Source organism: Exiguobacterium artemiae 255-15, assembly GCF_000019905.1.
GTDB lineage: Bacteria > Bacillota > Bacilli > Exiguobacteriales > Exiguobacteriaceae > Exiguobacterium_A > Exiguobacterium_A artemiae.
In genome coordinates this window covers 1,300,824-1,317,755 of record NC_010556.1, presented here as the reverse complement: position 1 = coordinate 1,317,755, position 16,932 = coordinate 1,300,824, and the positions used below count along the sequence as shown (strand labels likewise).

Sequence of the window (16,932 nt, the reverse complement as noted above, 5' to 3'; positions counted from 1 at the left end):
TTCCACCATAGTTTATCTACAGAGAGAAATAATGACTAAAAATCATTGATTACGCCAACTGACATTACAGATATTAAGAAAAAAATGGAGGTCATCTTGTTGAAAAAAATAATTGTTCCTGTACTTTGCATGCTTTTACTTTTGTTATCCGCATGTACAGAGAATAAAGAAGAAGCAGAAGCTCATCAAAAGCCTGTAGAGATCCAACCAGAAACCGTGAAAATTGCTCGCAACAGCGAATTAACAATCGTGCCGCTCTATACGCCCTATCAAAAGTATTTGAAGGCATCTCTTAAGACCGATGATCCAGAAATGGATAAAAAATATTATGCAAAATATGTTCTCAGTTACATAGACGAGATTGGAGAACAGGAGAAGTTCAGCACAGCAGATTTGAAAGGCAATTTTATGCTACAGTCGACATCCTATGAGCAAGAGCTTTTAAATCGCATTGACACGTTGATGAAACAACACGACAAAATCAAAGAAGTCATTACGGAAAACTATATCGCTGCACATAAGATACTTCCTAAAAAGAAGAGTACGATTTTCATTGTACCCTCCAACTCGGATTTTCCGACCATGAGTGAATCATTGGCTGGAGTGACCGGAGCCGCATATAAAGACGCTTTCGTTCTTTATTTAGATCAAACTTTTGATAAGAATGTTCTTGCGTATACGATTGCCCATGAATACCATCATTTAATTCTTCATGATACACCAGATTTTAAAATCAGTTCTGTTCTTAAGTCTGTGATTGTCGAAGGTAAGGCGGATGCTTTTGCTGATCGTATTGTCAAAGGTGTCTCACCACCGTGGGATGTGCCGATGGATAATACGACCAAGAAACACGTAGCCGGTCTTGTAAATAATTATGAAACAACTTTTAACGATGTTACATTCGGGAATGAGCAAAAAGATATTCCAAGATGGAGCAACTATATCCTAGGGCGAGATATCTTAAATCATTACTTGAAATCAAATCCAAATCTTTCAATCAAAGAGTGGACATATAAAGATGAACATGAAATCTTAAAAGACTATAAGTATCAAAACATCCTTGAATAATGACTAAAACGAGCAAAACACCTTCCCTTCTAATAGAGAAAGTATTTTGCTCGTTTTGTTTTGAACGTTTGATTTTCAATTCCTTCATTTAAAGCTGATTATTCGAAAGACACGATGTCTACATTAATTCAGCTATATCTTTTGTCTTTTGAAGATAAAACTCCATTGAAGACACCCTATTATCACTAATTTATTTTTTTGTGAATTATTAATACGAGTCTTCCTCTGCGAAGTTCACCCGTACACCGACGATTTGCCTCGAGACATCATACTGTATGTCCACATCATACAGTCCGTCTCCAAAACCCGACGTTGAGACGGCACCGAATGAGACGATACCGGCCTGATCGTCGACAGAAACAACTGTCTCGAACTCCGTTGCTTGATGCTGACGATAAGCTGTCCCATCAAAAATACCGACAAGTGCCGAGTCCACGCCGATTGGTTGTTCCTGCCGGTGCCATTTGCCGCTCCGCTTTTTGTTCCCTTCAAAAACAAGCAATTGCTTAACCCAATCGTCTTCCGTGTAAATGATAGCTGCCGTCCAACTTCCTGATTTCACATTCGGCAAAATCAGCTGTAGATCGGTACCTTCCTCTAGTCCGTAATAAGGATCCGTCACGATCAGCTCGTCGCTCTCTACCGTGAAACAGCCAAGTCGGTGTACCTGATTCGTTTTTCGTTTTGGGACATGCCAATCGACGAACTGTTCCAAAGAAGACGACGGATATTTTGCGATTCCCGTCTTTTCATTCCATCTAAAGACGAGTTCCTGCAGAAAACGTTTCCGAATCCGGTAACACAGCTTGTCCCCGGTCATATTTTCACCGATACAGATCAAGTCATCGGGTAAACCAGCCGGACGCTTCTCATTGTGACGAACGAGATCGATCGAAACTGTTCGTCTGGTTGGTATAGGATACAGGGTCCATTCGCCAAACTGTGCACCGTTCGTCTGTAAAAAAAGGTCTTTGTATTCATCTGGAAACAAAACACCTAAGGCATGTTCCGCTTTTTTCAGGTCAACGGCTGATACCCCGGGCATTTTTGAATCGGGATGGAGGCGTTTAATGAGTTTGCTCACGATATCATCGCTCCTGTCCATGTTGTTTAGACGACTTCAGGCAACCAAATAATTAATACAAGTGCCAGCACCGTTTTCGAAAATTGTTTTTTCTCCAGAAACCATGGCAGTAACACCAGCCCGATTAGCGTCATGGTAAGCAACACCAGTCCTAGATTAAAGTAATGCGCTCCCGCTGCTAACGGAATACTCATAATCCGAAAATCTGCATTCGGAAAATAACCGAGTCGGGTAAAAAGTATGTTTCCAAATACGCCGCCTACCATCAACAGAATGGAGATGATCAACATTTTTTTCTTCAATATGAACAGCTCCTTTTTAACGTCTATGTACGATTTCTATCCTATGTCATTCTAAAATTGTTCCGAACACCAATACGACCAACGCCAGCGTCAGTGACCAGACGATTGTTTTTCGATTGTTCCCCTCAATTCGTACATACCAGAGCGGAAAGATATTCATGACTAACAAGCCAAAGGACCGGTATAGCTTTTCCTCTGCAGCATCCCACCCAAGCAATGCGGTTACACCTACTAAAACTAGCAATAAAACGTTTAGACTGATACTGATCGTCCGAATACGACTTCCCGGTTGCAACCGATCAAACAGAAAGGCCGCGACCGTTCCGATACAGGTAGCTATACACAGATAATACAAAACGTGCTCCACTCTCATTCCTCCATATTCAGTTTCATCCTTCTTTTACGTGTACCAGGATCAATCGGTTTCGTCATCCAGTAACCAGTCGTCATTGATTTGCGAAATGACGGTCCCTTTCGGAAACCGGGTCACCAGGTGTTCGATTGGTATATAGCTTTCATCGTTTGACAGCAGGTAAAAACCGTCGCCATCATGGGCAATCTTAAAACAGGTCATGTTCGGATGCATGGTCAGAACACCAATCGGGCGAATCAGTTTCAACCGCCACCAGTTCGTCTCCCCCAATTTAAATGACAGGTTGTCTGAGTACGAGATGGTATATAACAGATTTTCCGATGCCAGCCAGTAGGTTTTGTTCAGGACAAGACGCAGTTCTTCCGCGTTTTGAACGGTAATCGTATAACACGGATGGTATTCCTTATAACGGACTTTCACCTCTCCACTTCGAAACTGTGTATCTAAATCCAATACGACATATGAAAGCTTATGTTGTTTGAAAAACGCGTCATGTTCATCATGTAATCCATACTCATCCACGAAACTGACATAGAGTGGAAACACCTGTTGATGAATTAAGAAGTCGATTAAAAACTCTTTGTTTTCATCTGCTCCGTCTTTTTCAATACGGCTTACATCAATGAGATAAGCTGTCGTCAACTCTCCACCCACTTCAAACGGGTATCCTAAGTTCATCGCATCCTTTTCGATAATCTTTTCTTCCATAATCATGATTTCTGCCATTTTGTTCTCCTCACCCCATCATCGTATCGTTCTATTCTTTTAAGCATAACGAACCTGGCTTAGGCTTTCCATTTTTTCTAGTATCCAGTATGCATTTTGATATACTAAAAGAAGAACTGACATATGAAAGGATGAATTATATGTGGAAACCACTGTTGTTTTTTTCTGTTTGGCTCAGCCTCAGCGTACCATTACAGTTGATTGCAGTCTTTACCATCTTCCAACCGCTTCTCGCTGTTGATAAGAGTGGCATCATCATGCTCGGTCTCCTCTTGCTTAGTACGATTCCAAATGTGTATCTTGCCACACGTGTTTGGAAATGGATCGAAGACAAACTGTACAAACGAAAGACTTTCATGTGAAAAACGCAGATTCTCCTGTTCACGGAAGAACAGAGGATCTGCGTTTTTTCGTTTCCTTCACATAAGGGATCCGACGGGATACTTGACACGTGTCGTTGCACCGCTCGCCATGTCTTTGATGTCAAAGAACCCGTTTTGGAGTTCGTTTTCGCCAAGGACGAGGACTTCCGGAATGTGTTTCCGGTTGGCCCGTTCCATTGATCCGCTTTGATATTTGTATTCTAACTGCCAGACGAATTCATACCAACTGACATCTCCAATCGATTTGGCGATCTTATGGTTCTTCATCATATTCTTCGATTTAAGTGTCTCGACGACGAGGCTTGGTTATCGTCAACCATCCGTTTCGACAGCTTACGAAGAAAATCTTGACGTTGATTTGCAATCTTTTCATGCTTCTTGGCGAGGATGATTCTCACCTTCTCTCGGTTCTTACTCCCGATCTTCTTGCGGGACAAGGCGCGTTGCGCCTTCTTTATCTTCTCTTCGGACTTTCGAAGAAAACGAGGATTGTCAACTTTCTCAGAAACACGCTCATCATTTGTCATGATGGCGAAGTGCTCCAAACCAAGGTCGATTCCTACTTTATTTTGGGCTGGGACCCATTGCGCTTCGGCTTGATTGACAAGGATGGAGATGAAAAATTTCCGCGTCTTCGTCATCGAGACCGTCGCGGACTTGATCACACCATCAAACGGACGATGTTGCTTCAACTTCACAAAACCGATTTTAGGAAGTTTCACCTTACCATCTTCGATGCGGATGCTCCCCTTTAGATTGTTGGTTGTGTAAGAGGCCCGGTCGTTGTGCTTCGATTTGAATTTCGGAAACCCGACAGACTGATCCCGAAAAAAGTTGGTATACGCCTTGTTTAAGTCCATCTGAGCGTTCGCAAGAGAAAGACTGTCGACTTCTTTTAGGAAAGGGAATTCGGGCTTGTACTTTGCTGGTGTCGAGAGCTTCTGCTTCGCGTCAGGATTGAGCTTCGAATCTTCATACAATCGGATCCATCTTATTGTAGACGAAACGGACACCGCCGAACGTCTTCACAAAATATTCTTGTTGGGGTTTCGTCGGATAGAGTCGAAACTTATACGCCTTCAGCAACGCAATCACACCTTTCCTTTTGATTCGTCATACTCATTTTATCGAACGATTGGAGTCTTGCAAAGTCAGGCGATTCATCTCCCACCTACGCCGGATTTCACCCTGATTTCCTAGAAAAACCTGCTTTTTTTCACTCCTCCTTACAAATAAAAATCACCATTTTCACGAGATTTACTACTTTCATAATGAGTTACCCTTTTTAGAATATAGAAAATAAATTTCATCCATTCGATGCCACTCTCAAAATTCTTAAAGTACATCAATCGATTTCATCTTACAAAACAGTAAGTGTAATTTCTAAGACTTAAGTGTTATAAATATATCTGAATTAAAAATATTCTATAAAGGATTGATATGCTATGAAAATAAGTTCTAAAATTTTAATTTTACCTATGTCTGCATCAATTTTATTAACACCATTTTCTAACTCAGTAAATGCTGAAGAATCAACGATTAGTCAACAAGAGAATGATACAGAAATACTTAAAGCAATGTCTGACTTCGAAATTCAAAACTCCGATTTTAAAATAATTAAAAGTAATCCTTTGGAGAACGTTATTCAAGTTACTGAAGATGATATTACTTCGATAATTTCATTCGATAAAATAAATCAGATAATGACTATCGAATCACAAAGTTATTCCACTAAAGTTATAGATTTTAACTCGACTGATAAAAGTAATGACTTTTCAGATGAGAATTTTTTAATGAAGTCAGCTTCCGTTTCTAAAACTTCAGAAAATACATTTAGTAACTATGAATATACAATTACTCACAGCAAGCCAGAAAAATGGAACATTCGCATGCCTAAGGGCGATTCACTGTTAAGCAAGAATTCAAAAAGCGTTACATATAAATCCTCTACCAAAGGGAATTTAAATAGTTTTAAATCACAAGTGGATAAAATCAATTCACTCGAATTAAATATTATTGGTGGTGCTTCAGTTTCAGTTTTAATGTCAGGTTTAGCTGTCGTTTTATCAATTCCAACTGCAGGTGGTGCGACGGCTACAGCTGCATTTGCTGCCGCAGGAATATATGGTAATACCGTTAAGCAGTTACTTTCACTTATGAACGCGATGAAAAATGCTAAAATTTATTATATGCGTGCATAGAATTAGGGAGATGACAAAATGAATATGCTTATATTTATATTAATGACCGTTATTACATTAGTAATTATCAGTACAGGAATATTCCTCTTAAAATTTTCCAATACTAAAAATAAATCAACACGAACATCAGGATATATTTTAACTAGTGTTGGTATTGTTGGTTTTCTCGTTTTCATTTTAGCAACTCTCTTATAATGTTTTTGTCCGAGCATTATTGATAACTAGCAACTAACATATTTTCAAATCTTTCTGATAGAATTAAATCTTAATTGACTCTATATAATTTAGACATTCTATCTAAATTATATAGATTTTTTGTATTAAAAAACCATTTCCAAAATGCAATCAATTTAAGCCTTCTTTACAAATAGAAGTAGATTATCAATATTTTTCATTTATTTTGATAATGTGTCTTATCACATTTCTATGTGAAGCCTTGATTTTTGAGAGAATGTCCATTAAAAATAAGTCCAACGATATCCTCTAACTGGACATCATCGGACTTATTTTTAATGGATTGCTCATTGGATTTATTTTAGTTGATTTTACAATTGTTTCTTCTTTTGTTCATACCCCATCACCCAGCCATGCAAGATCATGACGAGTCCGACAAGTGTCAGAACAGTCTTCAAAAATGGTCGACAAGAAACGCATGGATACGATACCCGCTACTCTCAGCATCAGTAAACTCGAAAAATTCTTAACCATTATCATTGCTCCTCCTAAAATCACAGTTACTCTGCCGGTTTATCCGCTTCGAGTGCTGCTCGTTTTTGTGCTTCCTGTTTGAAGTCCTCATTCCACCAACCGCCAATCAGGAATGTACATCCCACAATCAATGCGATAACCGGGAAGTAGATCAAATGATATTCTTCGAGTGCCTCTCCATCAAACTTGGGTGACAGTTCGATATAAGCACTATACATTTGAACGATTAAGAATAAGAAAAAGCTGACAATCAATGACCATATTCCATAGCGGTAACTTGGATTCTTCCACATTTTTATTCCTCCTGGATTGAATTAGTTTAATCTTATTTCTATATCGCCACCGCTACTTTCACCTTTATCGTCACGAACGATATAGTCGATGTCATAGACACCCGCCGGAATGACACCGGCTTTGACTTTTCTCTTCAGCGTCACCGTTTTATGCGGTTGCACTTCTTTCGACAACCGTTTCGGCTCCACCTCTTCGTACGAGTCATAGACGACTTTTTGCGAATCGTGCTTTCGGACCTTGACGTTGAGCAGATGACCGGCACGGGAGTCGACTTTCACCGGATAATCGCCGGTATTGGTCAGTTTGTATTCAAATACAAACCCGTCTTTGACACTTCCTGTGTACCCCGTTTCGATTGTCTGACTGCTCGGTTTCATATCGAGGGACATGCATCCGGCTAAACTGAATAACAACGGAATAATCAGTAGTTTTTTCATTTCCATTTCTCCTTTTCGCATGCGTTTCAAAAGAGTTGAATAAATGAAGGTGCTCTTTGAACGTAACGCTTTGCTTATTTCCAACCCGGTAATGGACGCGGCAACTGGTCCGCAAAGGCCCGGTAGCCGTCATAACTGAGCCCTTGTTTTTGCGGGCTTTCATTTATAATTAATGAGTCGCCTGTTTCTTCTTCATTTTCCCAAAATCGAGATTCTGTCTGAAAGACATTAATTAATGAATAATGAAATTGTCGACCAGACAGCCGGTTACGGACATCCTCAATTAGCTTATTAAAACGGGATCCGCCTTCATGACGCGACATCAACCGTTCTTTACCAGACTTTCCTTCGTAGATCGAAACAGTATATTCGTAATCTGAATCAGTTTTTGAAATCGGATATTCGATTTCGACCCGGACGGAATCGACAAATTTGATCGGCATTGGGGGTTTAACGGTCGCTTCCGGAGTCTCTTCGTCGACGAAATAATTATCCTTTTCAATGCTGAAGTCTTTAAATTCCCAAAACACGTTCCCTTGGGCAATGATCGAATACTCAAGAAACGTGCCGAAGTTTTGGCCGATTGGATCGGCCTCCTCGGTTGATAACTCATGGAACACCCAATACATATAGGGTGTATCCTCCGTTTTCGCAAACTCCCGGTTAATCAACAGGTACCCTTCATTGATTTCCCCAATCACCCAGTAATGGTCGAAGTCTTCATGAATCAATTCATATTCAATCGCTTCATTCGTCGCTTCAATTACCTGGTCCAGTGAATGCAAGACCAGCCCAAGACCATCATCGAGAATAAACAGATTCGCTCCATCATGCAGTTCAAGGAACGTTTGGTATTCGCTCGGCAGTTTTTGATTAAATTCGGCTTCGAATGCCGCAAGCGATGCTGCCGTCACCGGTTCCGGGAGATTAAATTTCGCCTGACCGATTTCATTGTACTTCCGTTGAATGAACGTTGAACCATGACTGATTTTCTGCTGAAGCCCGCCGAGTACTGCTGCGATTTGATTCATATCATTCTCTCCCTATCATGCTTTTTCCCAGCCCGGTAACGGACGCGGCAAGTCATTCACAAATGCTTGATAACCGTCATACTGCATAATTTGGGTTTGCGGATGTTCGACGCGTCTCGCAATCTGTTCACCGGATGCATCTTCACTTTCCCAAAGCGGTGCTTCTTTTTGGAAAACGACGATTTCAGAATAGTAGTATCCTGGTTCATCCAAAGTACCCACTAGATAACGATGGATTTGTTTAAAATTATCGAAACCGTTTGATTCCGACCGTAACTGGGCTTTTCCATTTTCATATGTATAAAAAGAAACGATAAACCCTCCCCGGCGGTAAATCGGATACTCGATTTCGATCCGGACCCGTTCCTCAGATGCAATCGGTACACCAGCCTGCTCGTGCTCGGTTTCGTCTTCGACATAGTAGTCGTCTTCCCGGACATCGAAAATGTTAAATTCCCAATACATGTCGCCCTGGGCGATGATCGACCGTTCAAGAAACGTCCCGAAGTTTTGACCGATGGCGTCGGTGTCTTCCGTTGACCCTTCATGATACTTCCAGTACATGTAGGGTGTATCTTCCGTTTTTGCATGATTCGTGTGAATCAGTAGGTACCCTTCGTTCACCTCACCGATGATCCAGTAATGATCATAGTCTTCATCAATCAGACCGTCTTCCTTGGCTTCGATCGTCTTTTCGATCACTTCCTCGAGCGGATACAAGACCAGTCCCTCGTCACCTAACATAAACAGTTTCGCTCCGTCATGCAGTTCGAGAAATGTCTGATATTCGCTCGGTAACGGTTGCTTGAACTCGGCTTCGAACGCGTCCAGTGTTTCCGATCTAACCGGTTTTGGCAGATGGAACGTAGCGTGACCGATTGAATTGTAACTGCGCTGGATGAACGTCGATCCATGGCTGATTTTCTGTTTGAGTCTATCGAGGACAACTGCGATTTGATTCATAATATCCATCCTTTTGTCTCTCTATGTATGAGCCGTCTTGCCTCATCTTCCTTTAGTCTACCATTTTACCAATAATTTGGGTGGTTCAAGCTTCCTGTTTCTGTGGTATTCTTTTTCTAACCAAAATGATGCCCGAACAGCATCTATGTCTATCCATCTGGAGGTGAACCATGCAGAAACAGTCTTCGATGCTGCTGATTTTACTGGCGGCAATGCTTTGGGGTACGACCGGCACGTCGCAAGCCTTTGCGCCGGAAGCAGCCCATCCAATTGCCATCGGCGCAGTCCGATTAGCCGTCGGCGGCTTCTTTTTACTCAGTCTCGTCTTATTGACCGGAAAGCTGACGCTGAAAGATTGGCCGCTGCCAACGATTTTCCTTGCTGCCATCAGTATGGCCGCCTATCAGCCGTTGTTCTTTTCCGCGGTTCTCATGACCGGAGTCGCCGTCGGAACGGTCGTCGCGATCGGCAGTGCGCCGATTTTTTCAGGAGTGATCGAATGGCTGGTCTTAAGAAATCGACCGGGCACGATTTGGTGGCTGTCGACATTGCTTTCGATTGCCGGTTGTTTACTGTTAGTCATGAATCAGGCATCCGTTTCCGTCGATCCATTCGGGATCGTACTCGCACTCGGTGCCGGAATGTCCTTTGCCGTCTACACGTTTGTCAGCCGGGACTTAGTGAAAACACACCCTCCGCTATCCGTCGTCGCAGTCGTGTTTACACTCAGTGCTCTCTTATTATCGCCACTGTTATTCCTGTTTGATCTGTCATGGGTCTTCAGTCTGCGCGGCGCCGGCATCAGTCTGCATCTTGGTGTTCTCGCAACAGGTATCGCCTACTTATTGTTTGCACGAGGTCTTGCGCACGTCTCGTCGTCGACAGCCGTCACACTCTCTCTTGGTGAACCTTTGACCGCTGCCCTGCTCGGCGTGTTTGTCCTCAGGGAAACGCTCAGTCTGTTGTCGTGGGTCGGCATCTTACTTTTATTCTGCGGTATCGGTCTACTCATCTGGTCGTCGCGTTCGACACGTCAGCCGGACATCGTCGAACTCGCCAAGGAAAAACACTCTTAAAGGAGGGCATCAGTCATGCACATTACATTCGAGAAACTGTTGTACCGGGAAGACTATCAGATTAAACTTGATCACATTGTCATGAACGAGGAAAACGGCAATCGGCTGGCACTCTATTTTCGCGGTCATACGGACGAAGTCATGGTGCTCATCGGCGACTATTCCTGCAATTATTTTGAACTGTCGTTTGAAGCAGATTGCGTCCTGCTTCGATCGTCGGATTTGCATGAACTGGATGACGGGGTGGAGTTTAATACGATTCCGCTCGTCCTGTATAAGGACTCGGCACTTCTGACCTTTGCGACGGCCTGGATGGGCTTGAAGCGGGACACGTCGCGAGACTGGACGCACTACGCCATCCGGGCATTCGAACAGGACTTTCATGTCCTGTCCCCGCGTCCACCCGTTTTTACTGATCTTGGTCACAAGATGAGTGATTTTACCGTCCGACATTCTTTTAATCTTCCGACGGAGAGTTGACATAAAAAAAGCCCTACCTCGCCAAAGGTAGGGTGATGCGACTCGTCTCGCCCGACGTCTTGCGCCGGACGGGACGTGGTTTAATTATACATAGCGCGCCAGTGTTTTTTCAATCGTCTGAATCGAATCGACCGGCGCAAAGCGTTTGACGACCCGTCCTTCGCGATCGACAAGAAACTTCGTGAAGTTCCACTTGATGTTCGACGACAGCAGACCACCCTGTTGCTGCTTTAAATACGTATACAACCGGTGTTCTGCCGGGCCGTTGACGTCAATCTTCTGAAACATCGGAAACGTCACACCGTAATTCCGCTGGCAAAACTGCATCGTTTCTTGCTGATCGGCAAACTCCTGATTGTTGAATTGGTCACACGGGAATCCGAGCACTTTGACACCTTGATCCGCATACTTGTCATGCAACTGTTGCAGGTCTCCGAGTTGCTTTACGAGCCCGCACTTACTTGCAGTATTGACGATGACAAGCACCTCTCCGGCGTAGTCGTTGAGTGAAACAGTCTGACCGGTTGCGTCCTGTACCTCGATTTCATAGAGCGATGTATTCATTTTCATTCCCCCTTTGTCATCAGTATACCTCGCTGAAAAAGCACCGTCTTTTTTGAACACGCGTCAACTTACTTACCAGATGTGTTCTTCCCGTTCGCTCAGCTTAATGACAAACGGCATGATCAACAGAAAAAACAGACTGATGTATCCGAGTGACAGATAATGTTGGGTATCTTTTGATAGATACTGTTTCTTTCCGCAGTTCGGACAGGCCTTGCCATGGTTTGCAATACTGACAGCAAGCACATCCTTCGTCTTCCACTTAGAACCACAATTCGTGCATCGTACCATCTCATCATCCCCTTTCCTCTTTTTACCTGTTTTTTTGAACAAAGGTTTCATGAATACGATGATTGCTTGAGAAAATTCAATCAGCGAAATTAACTATTCTCCTTTAATAGCCTCAAGCATCATTAAACTCCTTAATTCCCATGGTATAATTTTACATATGAAGTTCTGAAATTTATCCTCATTAATCAACGAGAACATTCATCAGTCTAACGAATTCGAAATGGAGGTCATTCCCTTTGAAAAAAGTAATCGCTCCTTTACTTTGCATCCCGTTCCTGCTGTTAGCAGCCTGTACAGACGAAGCAGAAAAAGCCGTGACGCACTCCGAAAGTAAAGAATTTAAACCAGAAACTGTGAAGATCGGCGAGGACGGTGAATTAAACATCGTCCCACTTTATGCGCCCTATCAAACTTATTTGAAAGCATCGCTTAAAGCCGACACTTCAGAAACGGATTCAAAAAATTACGCAGAATACGTCCTTCGTTACATAGATAAGATTGGAGAGAAGGAAAATTTTGATCCGACCACCCTAGAAACTTTCTTCATGTTAAAGGCAACAGCTTACGAGCAGGATATGCTGAACCAAACAAATGAATTGATGAAACAGCATGACGAAATCAAAGATATCATTACGAAAAACTATAGCGCTTCCTATGAAGCGCTCCCTAAAAAGAAAGCTACGATTTTCATCGCACCGTCCAATCTGGAATTTTGGTCAATGACGGATCCTTTGGCCGGAGTGTCAGGAGCAGCTTTTCAGGACTCGATTATCATTCAACTGAATCCAAACTTCGATAAAGAAGTTTTGGCCTATACAATCGCTCATGAATATCATCATCTGGTTTTAAATGATACACCCGAGCTAAGCAGAATTGACACATCCCTTGATTCGGTCATCTTCGAAGGAAAAGCAGATGCCTTTGCCGATCAGATCGTCACGGATGTCTCGCCTCCTTGGAATATACCGATGGATGATACGACCAAAAAACATGTGGCGCGTTTGATCGGGAATGGTGAAGCCGATTATCAGGAGATTACAATGGGGAATACTGAAAAAGACATTCCTTTATGGAGCCGTTACTCTTTAGGTCGCGATATCTTGACGCATCATCTGAAAGCAAACCCTGATCTTTCCATCAAAACATGGACGTATGAAGAGAATCACGCTATTTTGAACGGGTATAAATATCAAAAGCTCCTTGAATGAAAAGATTGTTGACACAGAAGAATACCACTTACGAAGGAGGACAGTTTCACATGCGTAAATTTTTATTAATCGGCTCCGTTATAATCATCATTGCTTTTTTCGTTCAATTCGAACCATTCCGTGATGAACCACCCGATCCCCGTGTCGAGATACAGGAAAAAAGTATTCCAACGGTTCAAGGGACATTTTGTTGGAGTGGTATGTTTAGCGGCCAATGCGTCGATAAAATTTATGTCGACGGTTTGCACATGACTGAAAAAAGTAAACCGGTCACCGTCATGCCGAACGAGAAAATCCAGATTTCCTTCGATCCAGAACCTGATACGATCAAAATCCTTCGATTTAATAAGGAGACCGGTAAGCGGGTTACATTAAAAAATAATCAACTCGTAACACCGAAAGAAGCCGGCACATATGCCTATGAACTTCAAGCAAGATGGTCCGAGAATGGTGACGGTCAGTTTGCTTTCTTAATCAAAGTAGATTGAAGGAAGAACAAATAAACCTCGTGTCTGTACTAACATCTGAATATGTATTACAATGTATTACAAAGGAGATGATAAGTATGAGTACGATTTCTGTTCGACTCGATGATCAGGATACGCGACTGATCAAAGAATATGCGAAAGCAAAAAACATCACGATTTCTACACTTGTTCGCGATGCCGTCCTCGATCGAATTGAAGACGAGATTGATTTACAACTCTATCATGATTCCATGGCAGCACACCGCAAAAAATCAGAAGCAATCTCGTTTGACGATATGATGAAGAAACTTGATTTAGAATGACAACATATACAGTGGAGTTTGAGCGTGGAGCTCAAAAGTCCCTTAAGAAGATGGATCCTCAACAATCGCGGATCATCATGTCCTGGATCAAGAAGAACCTGGTCGGGACGGATGATCCGCGTCGTCATGGAAAGGGACTTATCTCGAATCGTTCGGGTGAATGGCGGTATCGCATTGGCGACTATCGTCTGATTGCTGACATCCAAGATGACAAAGTCTTGATCTTGATTCTTGAGATCGGACATCGTCGAGATATCTATAAATAAGGGAGTTAAGACTCACGAATGAGGAAACATATTCGTTTCTCTTTTTAACGACCGTTTTTGCAAACATAACTTAAACATTATTTATACGTATGATGAAAAGGAGCAACGTGCCTTCACCTCTAACAGAGAAGGAATTTTGCTCCTTTTAAGGTGTTACTTAGTCTACGCTGTTCAGATTCCCATACCATTTCTTCTATCCTAAACTGTCTTCTATCCGTTAGCTATTACCGGTACACCGTCCTCTTCTCGATTCATAATACAAAAATCCGTAGTTTTAGAGGATTACAGGCAAAGACATTTAAGGTGCCCCTTCCTCAGTTGGCAATTTTATGTAAAAATGTATAATAATATAATAAATCAAACAGGATGTGATTGGATGCAAAAAACATTACTCTACCTTTCGATACTGAACAGTGTTTACCTCGTAATTAACTCATTCACGTATTCCGACAGTTTCCTTAACGCTCCGCTCGGCTTAACAACACTGTTCGCTGTCGTTTTGATGGTTCTTAATGACAGAGCAAAGAAAACGGGACGCTCGTTCTTTACCAAAACAACGGATGTCTTCAGTTTTATCAACATCCTGATTGGATTTTCGATGATTGTCTTGATTTAGGAGTGGAGAATACCGATGACGATTTTTATGTACATGTTTTGTTTGTTGATCTGGGGTCTTAATTTCATTGCTGTCAAGATTAAAGGGACGCCGGTCAGCCTGGAGCTATCATTGACCTACCGTTTAATCCTGACTGCTGTGTTGTTCAGTCTTCTGGCATGGTTCATGAAACCGGTCGGAAAACCTCTGAAACAGGATCTTCCGTATATTTTGGTGTTTGGTATCTGTAATTTTGCACTCAGCTATCTCTGTCTCTATTACGCAACGATGCTCAGTTCAGCCGCAATCGTCACGTTGATTTTTTCACTGAAAGTGATCCTAACACCCGTTGCCTTGCGAATCTTTTTAAAAGAACAGTTACATCTCCGCATCCTGATTGGCGGACTTCTCGGTGTGCTGGGCGTTTTGATGTTGCTTTATCCGATTCTACACGACATACATACGAATGATGTGAAAGGAATTCTCCTTGCCCTGCTTGGTACTGTTCTTACAGCAATCGGCGACGCCAGTTCCGCACGAAATGCGAAGCAGAAAGTAAATCCGGTTTATGCCAATGCCATCGGATTCACGGCAGGAGGTATTTTGCTCGGATCCGTCGTATGGTTTCAGAGGCAGACAATCAGTATCCCGCCATCCGTTTCTTACTTGTCCGCGCTTCTTTACCTCACGCTGCTCGCATCGTTTGGTGCCTGGTTCTTTTACCTGAAGTTGGTCGAGAACATCGGTGGTGCCAAAAGCGGCTACATGGTAGCCCTGTTTCCGACAATTGGAGGAGTCGCTTCCTTGCTGATCGGTGAATCGAATTTATCTATTTACTTAGTGCTCGGTTGCTTGTTCAGTTGCATTGGTGCCGCTGTTGCGTTAGGAGTCGGGTCTTACCTTCGAAAGCGGTTGGCAAGTAAAAGGCCATCCACGAATGCCGATTTGAAATAATCAAACACTATCTGCTTCCGGCTGTCAGTCGGAAGCAGATAGTGTTTCCTGATATTAAAACGGATAATACGCAAAGTCAGATAAACAGATATAGTCACTTTTATATCGCCTTTCTTAGTGACAACAATATCGGAAATTATTATCAATAAATTAATGATCTTAGTTTCTATATCCTTGTAAAACAAAAAACTTAAGTAGTTATTGGACATAAGATATTATGTTATTTTAGACTTCAGACTCAAGTTGAACGATAACATGACTTAAATCCGATACATCTTCTTTTTTATTAAACAATGCGATCGCTTCTTCGTAGGTCATAAACTCTTCACTTGTATAATTTATTAAAACTTCGGCTAATAGCTCAGCATAGGAATCTAATTCGTCCTCCTCATCTGAATGTTCTACTCGTTGACGTAACTCAGCGATTAGTCCTTCAAGATCCTCACAACGCGTCAACCACATACGATACGCTTCGAGTCGTGCATCCTCATCAGTACCTTTAATTGTTTCTCGAATTTCACACATACTAGGATAGTCAGCAAATACATCCTCATGTGTTAGCACGTCATCGTTAGCTCGTTTTTTGAGATTTGGTAGTAATGCTTCAAAAGATTCTGCTACAAGATGTGCAGTCTCGTCAGAAATGTCCAAACACCATACTTCTGGATTTTTTGGATTTTCATCAAAATCAAAGTACCACAGATAACTTCCTTCACCTTCACCAAATATCATTTTTTTCCCAGCTAAGCCCCACTCATTTAAGACAGAGGTATTTTCTACAAATTTTCCGATCGTTAATGGCATGAATTCATATAAAGGTAAGTAAAGTCCTGTTTCTTCATCGGACCAGCTGTTTTTAAAGTTTACAACAACTGAATTAAATGCAATATCCCCACCATTTTGTTCTTCCATTTTTTTGAGATAGCTTTTTGGTAAACGACTACCCAATTGCTTTTCAATATGTTTAATCTCTTCTTTTTTTAGAGGTGTAATAGCTTTTCCACCAGATAATCCATCCCAAAATTCCAATTAAATCCCTCTTCCTTGTAAAAAAATTATTCATTTCATGACTCATATATGCAGACGCATTTTGACGAATTCATAGCTCCCGCCGTTCGTTCCCTGTTGAAACCGTTCG

Annotated in this window: 22 protein-coding genes and 1 pseudogene; 11 read left to right on the top strand and 12 right to left on the bottom strand. The window is 42.0% G+C overall.

What is annotated here, in order from left to right; genetic code table 11:
* Positions 1-45: 45 nt before the first annotated feature.
* Positions 46-1,068, top strand: a complete 1,023-nt coding sequence (locus EXIG_RS06735) for a DUF2268 domain-containing putative Zn-dependent protease (protein WP_234944593.1) — start codon at positions 46-48, stop codon at positions 1,066-1,068.
* Positions 1,069-1,276: 208 nt separating this feature from the next.
* Here EXIG_RS06735 and EXIG_RS06730 read toward each other — a convergent pair whose 3' ends face one another.
* The 4 genes from EXIG_RS06730 to EXIG_RS06715 are packed head-to-tail and all read right to left on the bottom strand — an operon-like array spanning position 1,277 to position 3,535.
* Positions 1,277-2,152, bottom strand: a complete 876-nt coding sequence (locus tag EXIG_RS06730) for an SMI1/KNR4 family protein (protein WP_012370178.1) — start codon at positions 2,150-2,152, stop codon at positions 1,277-1,279.
* A 26-nt stretch (positions 2,153-2,178) separates the two neighbouring features.
* On the bottom strand, positions 2,179-2,454 hold the full coding sequence (locus tag EXIG_RS06725; RefSeq protein ID WP_012370177.1) for a hypothetical protein: 276 nt from the start codon (positions 2,452-2,454) through the stop codon (positions 2,179-2,181).
* Positions 2,455-2,500: 46 nt separating this feature from the next.
* The gene (locus EXIG_RS06720) at positions 2,501-2,827 is read right to left on the bottom strand and encodes a hypothetical protein (RefSeq protein ID WP_234944592.1); all 327 of its coding nucleotides are present in this window, start codon (positions 2,825-2,827) and stop codon (positions 2,501-2,503) included.
* A gap of 42 nt (positions 2,828-2,869) precedes the next feature.
* On the bottom strand, positions 2,870-3,535 hold the full coding sequence (locus tag EXIG_RS06715) for a hypothetical protein (RefSeq protein WP_234944591.1): 666 nt from the start codon (positions 3,533-3,535) through the stop codon (positions 2,870-2,872).
* Positions 3,536-3,693: 158 nt separating this feature from the next.
* Here EXIG_RS06715 and EXIG_RS15830 point away from each other — a divergent pair, with 158 nt between their 5' ends.
* Positions 3,694-3,915: a hypothetical protein gene (locus EXIG_RS15830; RefSeq protein ID WP_012370174.1), complete on the top strand. Its 222-nt coding sequence runs from the start codon at positions 3,694-3,696 to the stop codon at positions 3,913-3,915.
* A 213-nt stretch (positions 3,916-4,128) separates the two neighbouring features.
* On the opposite strand, the pseudogene EXIG_RS06705 reads toward EXIG_RS15830, so the two are convergent.
* Positions 4,129-5,022 (bottom strand): annotated as a pseudogene (locus EXIG_RS06705) (RNA-guided endonuclease TnpB family protein); the annotation flags it as partial.
* Positions 5,023-5,381: 359 nt separating this feature from the next.
* On the opposite strand from EXIG_RS06705, the gene EXIG_RS06700 reads away from it, so the two are divergent.
* Positions 5,382-6,137, top strand: a complete 756-nt coding sequence (locus tag EXIG_RS06700) for a geobacillin-26 family protein (RefSeq protein WP_012370173.1) — start codon at positions 5,382-5,384, stop codon at positions 6,135-6,137.
* A 734-nt stretch (positions 6,138-6,871) separates the two neighbouring features.
* Here the strand turns inward: EXIG_RS06700 and EXIG_RS06695 are convergent.
* From EXIG_RS06695 to EXIG_RS06680, 4 genes are all read right to left on the bottom strand, one after another.
* Positions 6,872-7,138 carry a hypothetical protein gene (locus tag EXIG_RS06695; RefSeq protein WP_012370171.1) on the bottom strand — a complete coding sequence of 89 codons (267 nt, stop codon included), beginning with the start codon at positions 7,136-7,138 and terminating at the stop codon, positions 6,872-6,874.
* 21 nt (positions 7,139-7,159) lie between these two features.
* On the bottom strand, positions 7,160-7,576 hold the full coding sequence (locus EXIG_RS06690) for a hypothetical protein (RefSeq protein WP_012370170.1): 417 nt from the start codon (positions 7,574-7,576) through the stop codon (positions 7,160-7,162).
* Positions 7,577-7,650: 74 nt separating this feature from the next.
* Positions 7,651-8,607, bottom strand: coding sequence for an SMI1/KNR4 family protein (locus tag EXIG_RS06685; RefSeq protein WP_012370169.1), 957 nt, complete (start codon positions 8,605-8,607; stop codon positions 7,651-7,653).
* A 15-nt stretch (positions 8,608-8,622) separates the two neighbouring features.
* Positions 8,623-9,570 carry an SMI1/KNR4 family protein gene (locus EXIG_RS06680; RefSeq protein ID WP_012370168.1) on the bottom strand — a complete coding sequence of 316 codons (948 nt, stop codon included), beginning with the start codon at positions 9,568-9,570 and terminating at the stop codon, positions 8,623-8,625.
* 170 nt (positions 9,571-9,740) lie between these two features.
* Here EXIG_RS06680 and EXIG_RS06675 point away from each other — a divergent pair, with 170 nt between their 5' ends.
* Both EXIG_RS06675 and EXIG_RS06670 read left to right on the top strand, forming a co-directional pair.
* Positions 9,741-10,646, top strand: coding sequence for an EamA family transporter (locus tag EXIG_RS06675; RefSeq protein WP_012370167.1), 906 nt, complete (start codon positions 9,741-9,743; stop codon positions 10,644-10,646).
* A gap of 15 nt (positions 10,647-10,661) precedes the next feature.
* The gene (locus EXIG_RS06670) at positions 10,662-11,126 is read left to right on the top strand and encodes a hypothetical protein (RefSeq protein ID WP_012370166.1); all 465 of its coding nucleotides are present in this window, start codon (positions 10,662-10,664) and stop codon (positions 11,124-11,126) included.
* Positions 11,127-11,210: 84 nt separating this feature from the next.
* Here the strand turns inward: EXIG_RS06670 and EXIG_RS06665 are convergent, their stop codons facing one another.
* Both EXIG_RS06665 and EXIG_RS06660 read right to left on the bottom strand, forming a co-directional pair.
* Entirely contained in the window at positions 11,211-11,690 is a 480-nt protein-coding gene (locus EXIG_RS06665) for a glutathione peroxidase (RefSeq protein WP_012370165.1), read from the bottom strand.
* 72 nt (positions 11,691-11,762) lie between these two features.
* Positions 11,763-11,981 carry a hypothetical protein gene (locus EXIG_RS06660; RefSeq protein WP_012370164.1) on the bottom strand — a complete coding sequence of 73 codons (219 nt, stop codon included), beginning with the start codon at positions 11,979-11,981 and terminating at the stop codon, positions 11,763-11,765.
* Positions 11,982-12,217: 236 nt separating this feature from the next.
* Between EXIG_RS06660 and EXIG_RS06655 the strand changes: the two genes are divergently transcribed.
* The 6 genes from EXIG_RS06655 to EXIG_RS06630 all read left to right on the top strand — a co-directional run bounded on the left by EXIG_RS06655 (position 12,218) and on the right by EXIG_RS06630 (position 15,794).
* Positions 12,218-13,189, top strand: a complete 972-nt coding sequence (locus tag EXIG_RS06655; RefSeq protein WP_012370163.1) for a DUF2268 domain-containing putative Zn-dependent protease — start codon at positions 12,218-12,220, stop codon at positions 13,187-13,189.
* A gap of 50 nt (positions 13,190-13,239) precedes the next feature.
* Positions 13,240-13,677 (top strand): hypothetical protein, encoded by a 438-nt coding sequence (locus EXIG_RS06650; RefSeq protein ID WP_012370162.1) that lies wholly within the window; start codon positions 13,240-13,242, stop codon positions 13,675-13,677.
* A gap of 77 nt (positions 13,678-13,754) precedes the next feature.
* Positions 13,755-13,979 carry a type II toxin-antitoxin system RelB family antitoxin gene (gene relB / locus EXIG_RS06645; protein WP_012370161.1) on the top strand — a complete coding sequence of 75 codons (225 nt, stop codon included), beginning with the start codon at positions 13,755-13,757 and terminating at the stop codon, positions 13,977-13,979.
* Positions 13,976-14,245 (top strand): type II toxin-antitoxin system RelE family toxin, encoded by a 270-nt coding sequence (locus tag EXIG_RS06640; RefSeq protein WP_012370160.1) that lies wholly within the window; start codon positions 13,976-13,978, stop codon positions 14,243-14,245. The genes relB and EXIG_RS06640 overlap by 4 nt, the downstream gene beginning before the upstream one ends.
* 376 nt (positions 14,246-14,621) lie before the next feature.
* Positions 14,622-14,861: a hypothetical protein gene (locus EXIG_RS06635; protein WP_012370159.1), complete on the top strand. Its 240-nt coding sequence runs from the start codon at positions 14,622-14,624 to the stop codon at positions 14,859-14,861.
* Positions 14,862-14,876: 15 nt separating this feature from the next.
* The gene (locus EXIG_RS06630; protein ID WP_012370158.1) at positions 14,877-15,794 is read left to right on the top strand and encodes a DMT family transporter; all 918 of its coding nucleotides are present in this window, start codon (positions 14,877-14,879) and stop codon (positions 15,792-15,794) included.
* Positions 15,795-16,019: 225 nt separating this feature from the next.
* Here the strand turns inward: EXIG_RS06630 and EXIG_RS06625 are convergent, their stop codons facing one another.
* Complete coding sequence (locus tag EXIG_RS06625) at positions 16,020-16,823, bottom strand: SMI1/KNR4 family protein (protein ID WP_012370157.1); 804 nt, start codon at positions 16,821-16,823, stop codon at positions 16,020-16,022.
* Between the last annotated feature and the right edge of the window lie 109 nt (positions 16,824-16,932).

Excerpts from the sequence above, each read along its gene's own strand:
- EXIG_RS06660 (WP_012370164.1), bottom strand. The coding sequence starts at position 11,981 with ATGGTACGATGCACGAATTGTGGTTCTAAGTGGAAGACGAAGGATGTG.
- EXIG_RS06665 (WP_012370165.1), bottom strand. The coding sequence starts at position 11,690 with ATGAATACATCGCTCTATGAAATCGAGGTACAGGACGCAACCGGTCAG.
- EXIG_RS06680 (WP_012370168.1), bottom strand. The coding sequence starts at position 9,570 with ATGAATCAAATCGCAGTTGTCCTCGATAGACTCAAACAGAAAATCAGC.
- EXIG_RS06695 (WP_012370171.1), bottom strand. The coding sequence starts at position 7,138 with ATGTGGAAGAATCCAAGTTACCGCTATGGAATATGGTCATTGATTGTC.
- EXIG_RS06675 (WP_012370167.1), top strand. The coding sequence starts at position 9,741 with ATGCAGAAACAGTCTTCGATGCTGCTGATTTTACTGGCGGCAATGCTT.
- EXIG_RS06720 (WP_234944592.1), bottom strand. The coding sequence starts at position 2,827 with ATGAGAGTGGAGCACGTTTTGTATTATCTGTGTATAGCTACCTGTATC.
- EXIG_RS06690 (WP_012370170.1), bottom strand. The coding sequence starts at position 7,576 with ATGAAAAAACTACTGATTATTCCGTTGTTATTCAGTTTAGCCGGATGC.
- EXIG_RS06650 (WP_012370162.1), top strand. The coding sequence starts at position 13,240 with ATGCGTAAATTTTTATTAATCGGCTCCGTTATAATCATCATTGCTTTT.
- EXIG_RS06685 (WP_012370169.1), bottom strand. The coding sequence starts at position 8,607 with ATGAATCAAATCGCAGCAGTACTCGGCGGGCTTCAGCAGAAAATCAGT.
- EXIG_RS06640 (WP_012370160.1), top strand. The coding sequence starts at position 13,976 with ATGACAACATATACAGTGGAGTTTGAGCGTGGAGCTCAAAAGTCCCTT.
- relB (WP_012370161.1), top strand. The coding sequence starts at position 13,755 with ATGAGTACGATTTCTGTTCGACTCGATGATCAGGATACGCGACTGATC.
- EXIG_RS06670 (WP_012370166.1), top strand. The coding sequence starts at position 10,662 with ATGCACATTACATTCGAGAAACTGTTGTACCGGGAAGACTATCAGATT.
- EXIG_RS06700 (WP_012370173.1), top strand. The coding sequence starts at position 5,382 with ATGAAAATAAGTTCTAAAATTTTAATTTTACCTATGTCTGCATCAATT.
- EXIG_RS06635 (WP_012370159.1), top strand. The coding sequence starts at position 14,622 with ATGCAAAAAACATTACTCTACCTTTCGATACTGAACAGTGTTTACCTC.
- EXIG_RS15830 (WP_012370174.1), top strand. The coding sequence starts at position 3,694 with ATGTGGAAACCACTGTTGTTTTTTTCTGTTTGGCTCAGCCTCAGCGTA.
- EXIG_RS06715 (WP_234944591.1), bottom strand. The coding sequence starts at position 3,535 with ATGGAAGAAAAGATTATCGAAAAGGATGCGATGAACTTAGGATACCCG.
- EXIG_RS06630 (WP_012370158.1), top strand. The coding sequence starts at position 14,877 with ATGACGATTTTTATGTACATGTTTTGTTTGTTGATCTGGGGTCTTAAT.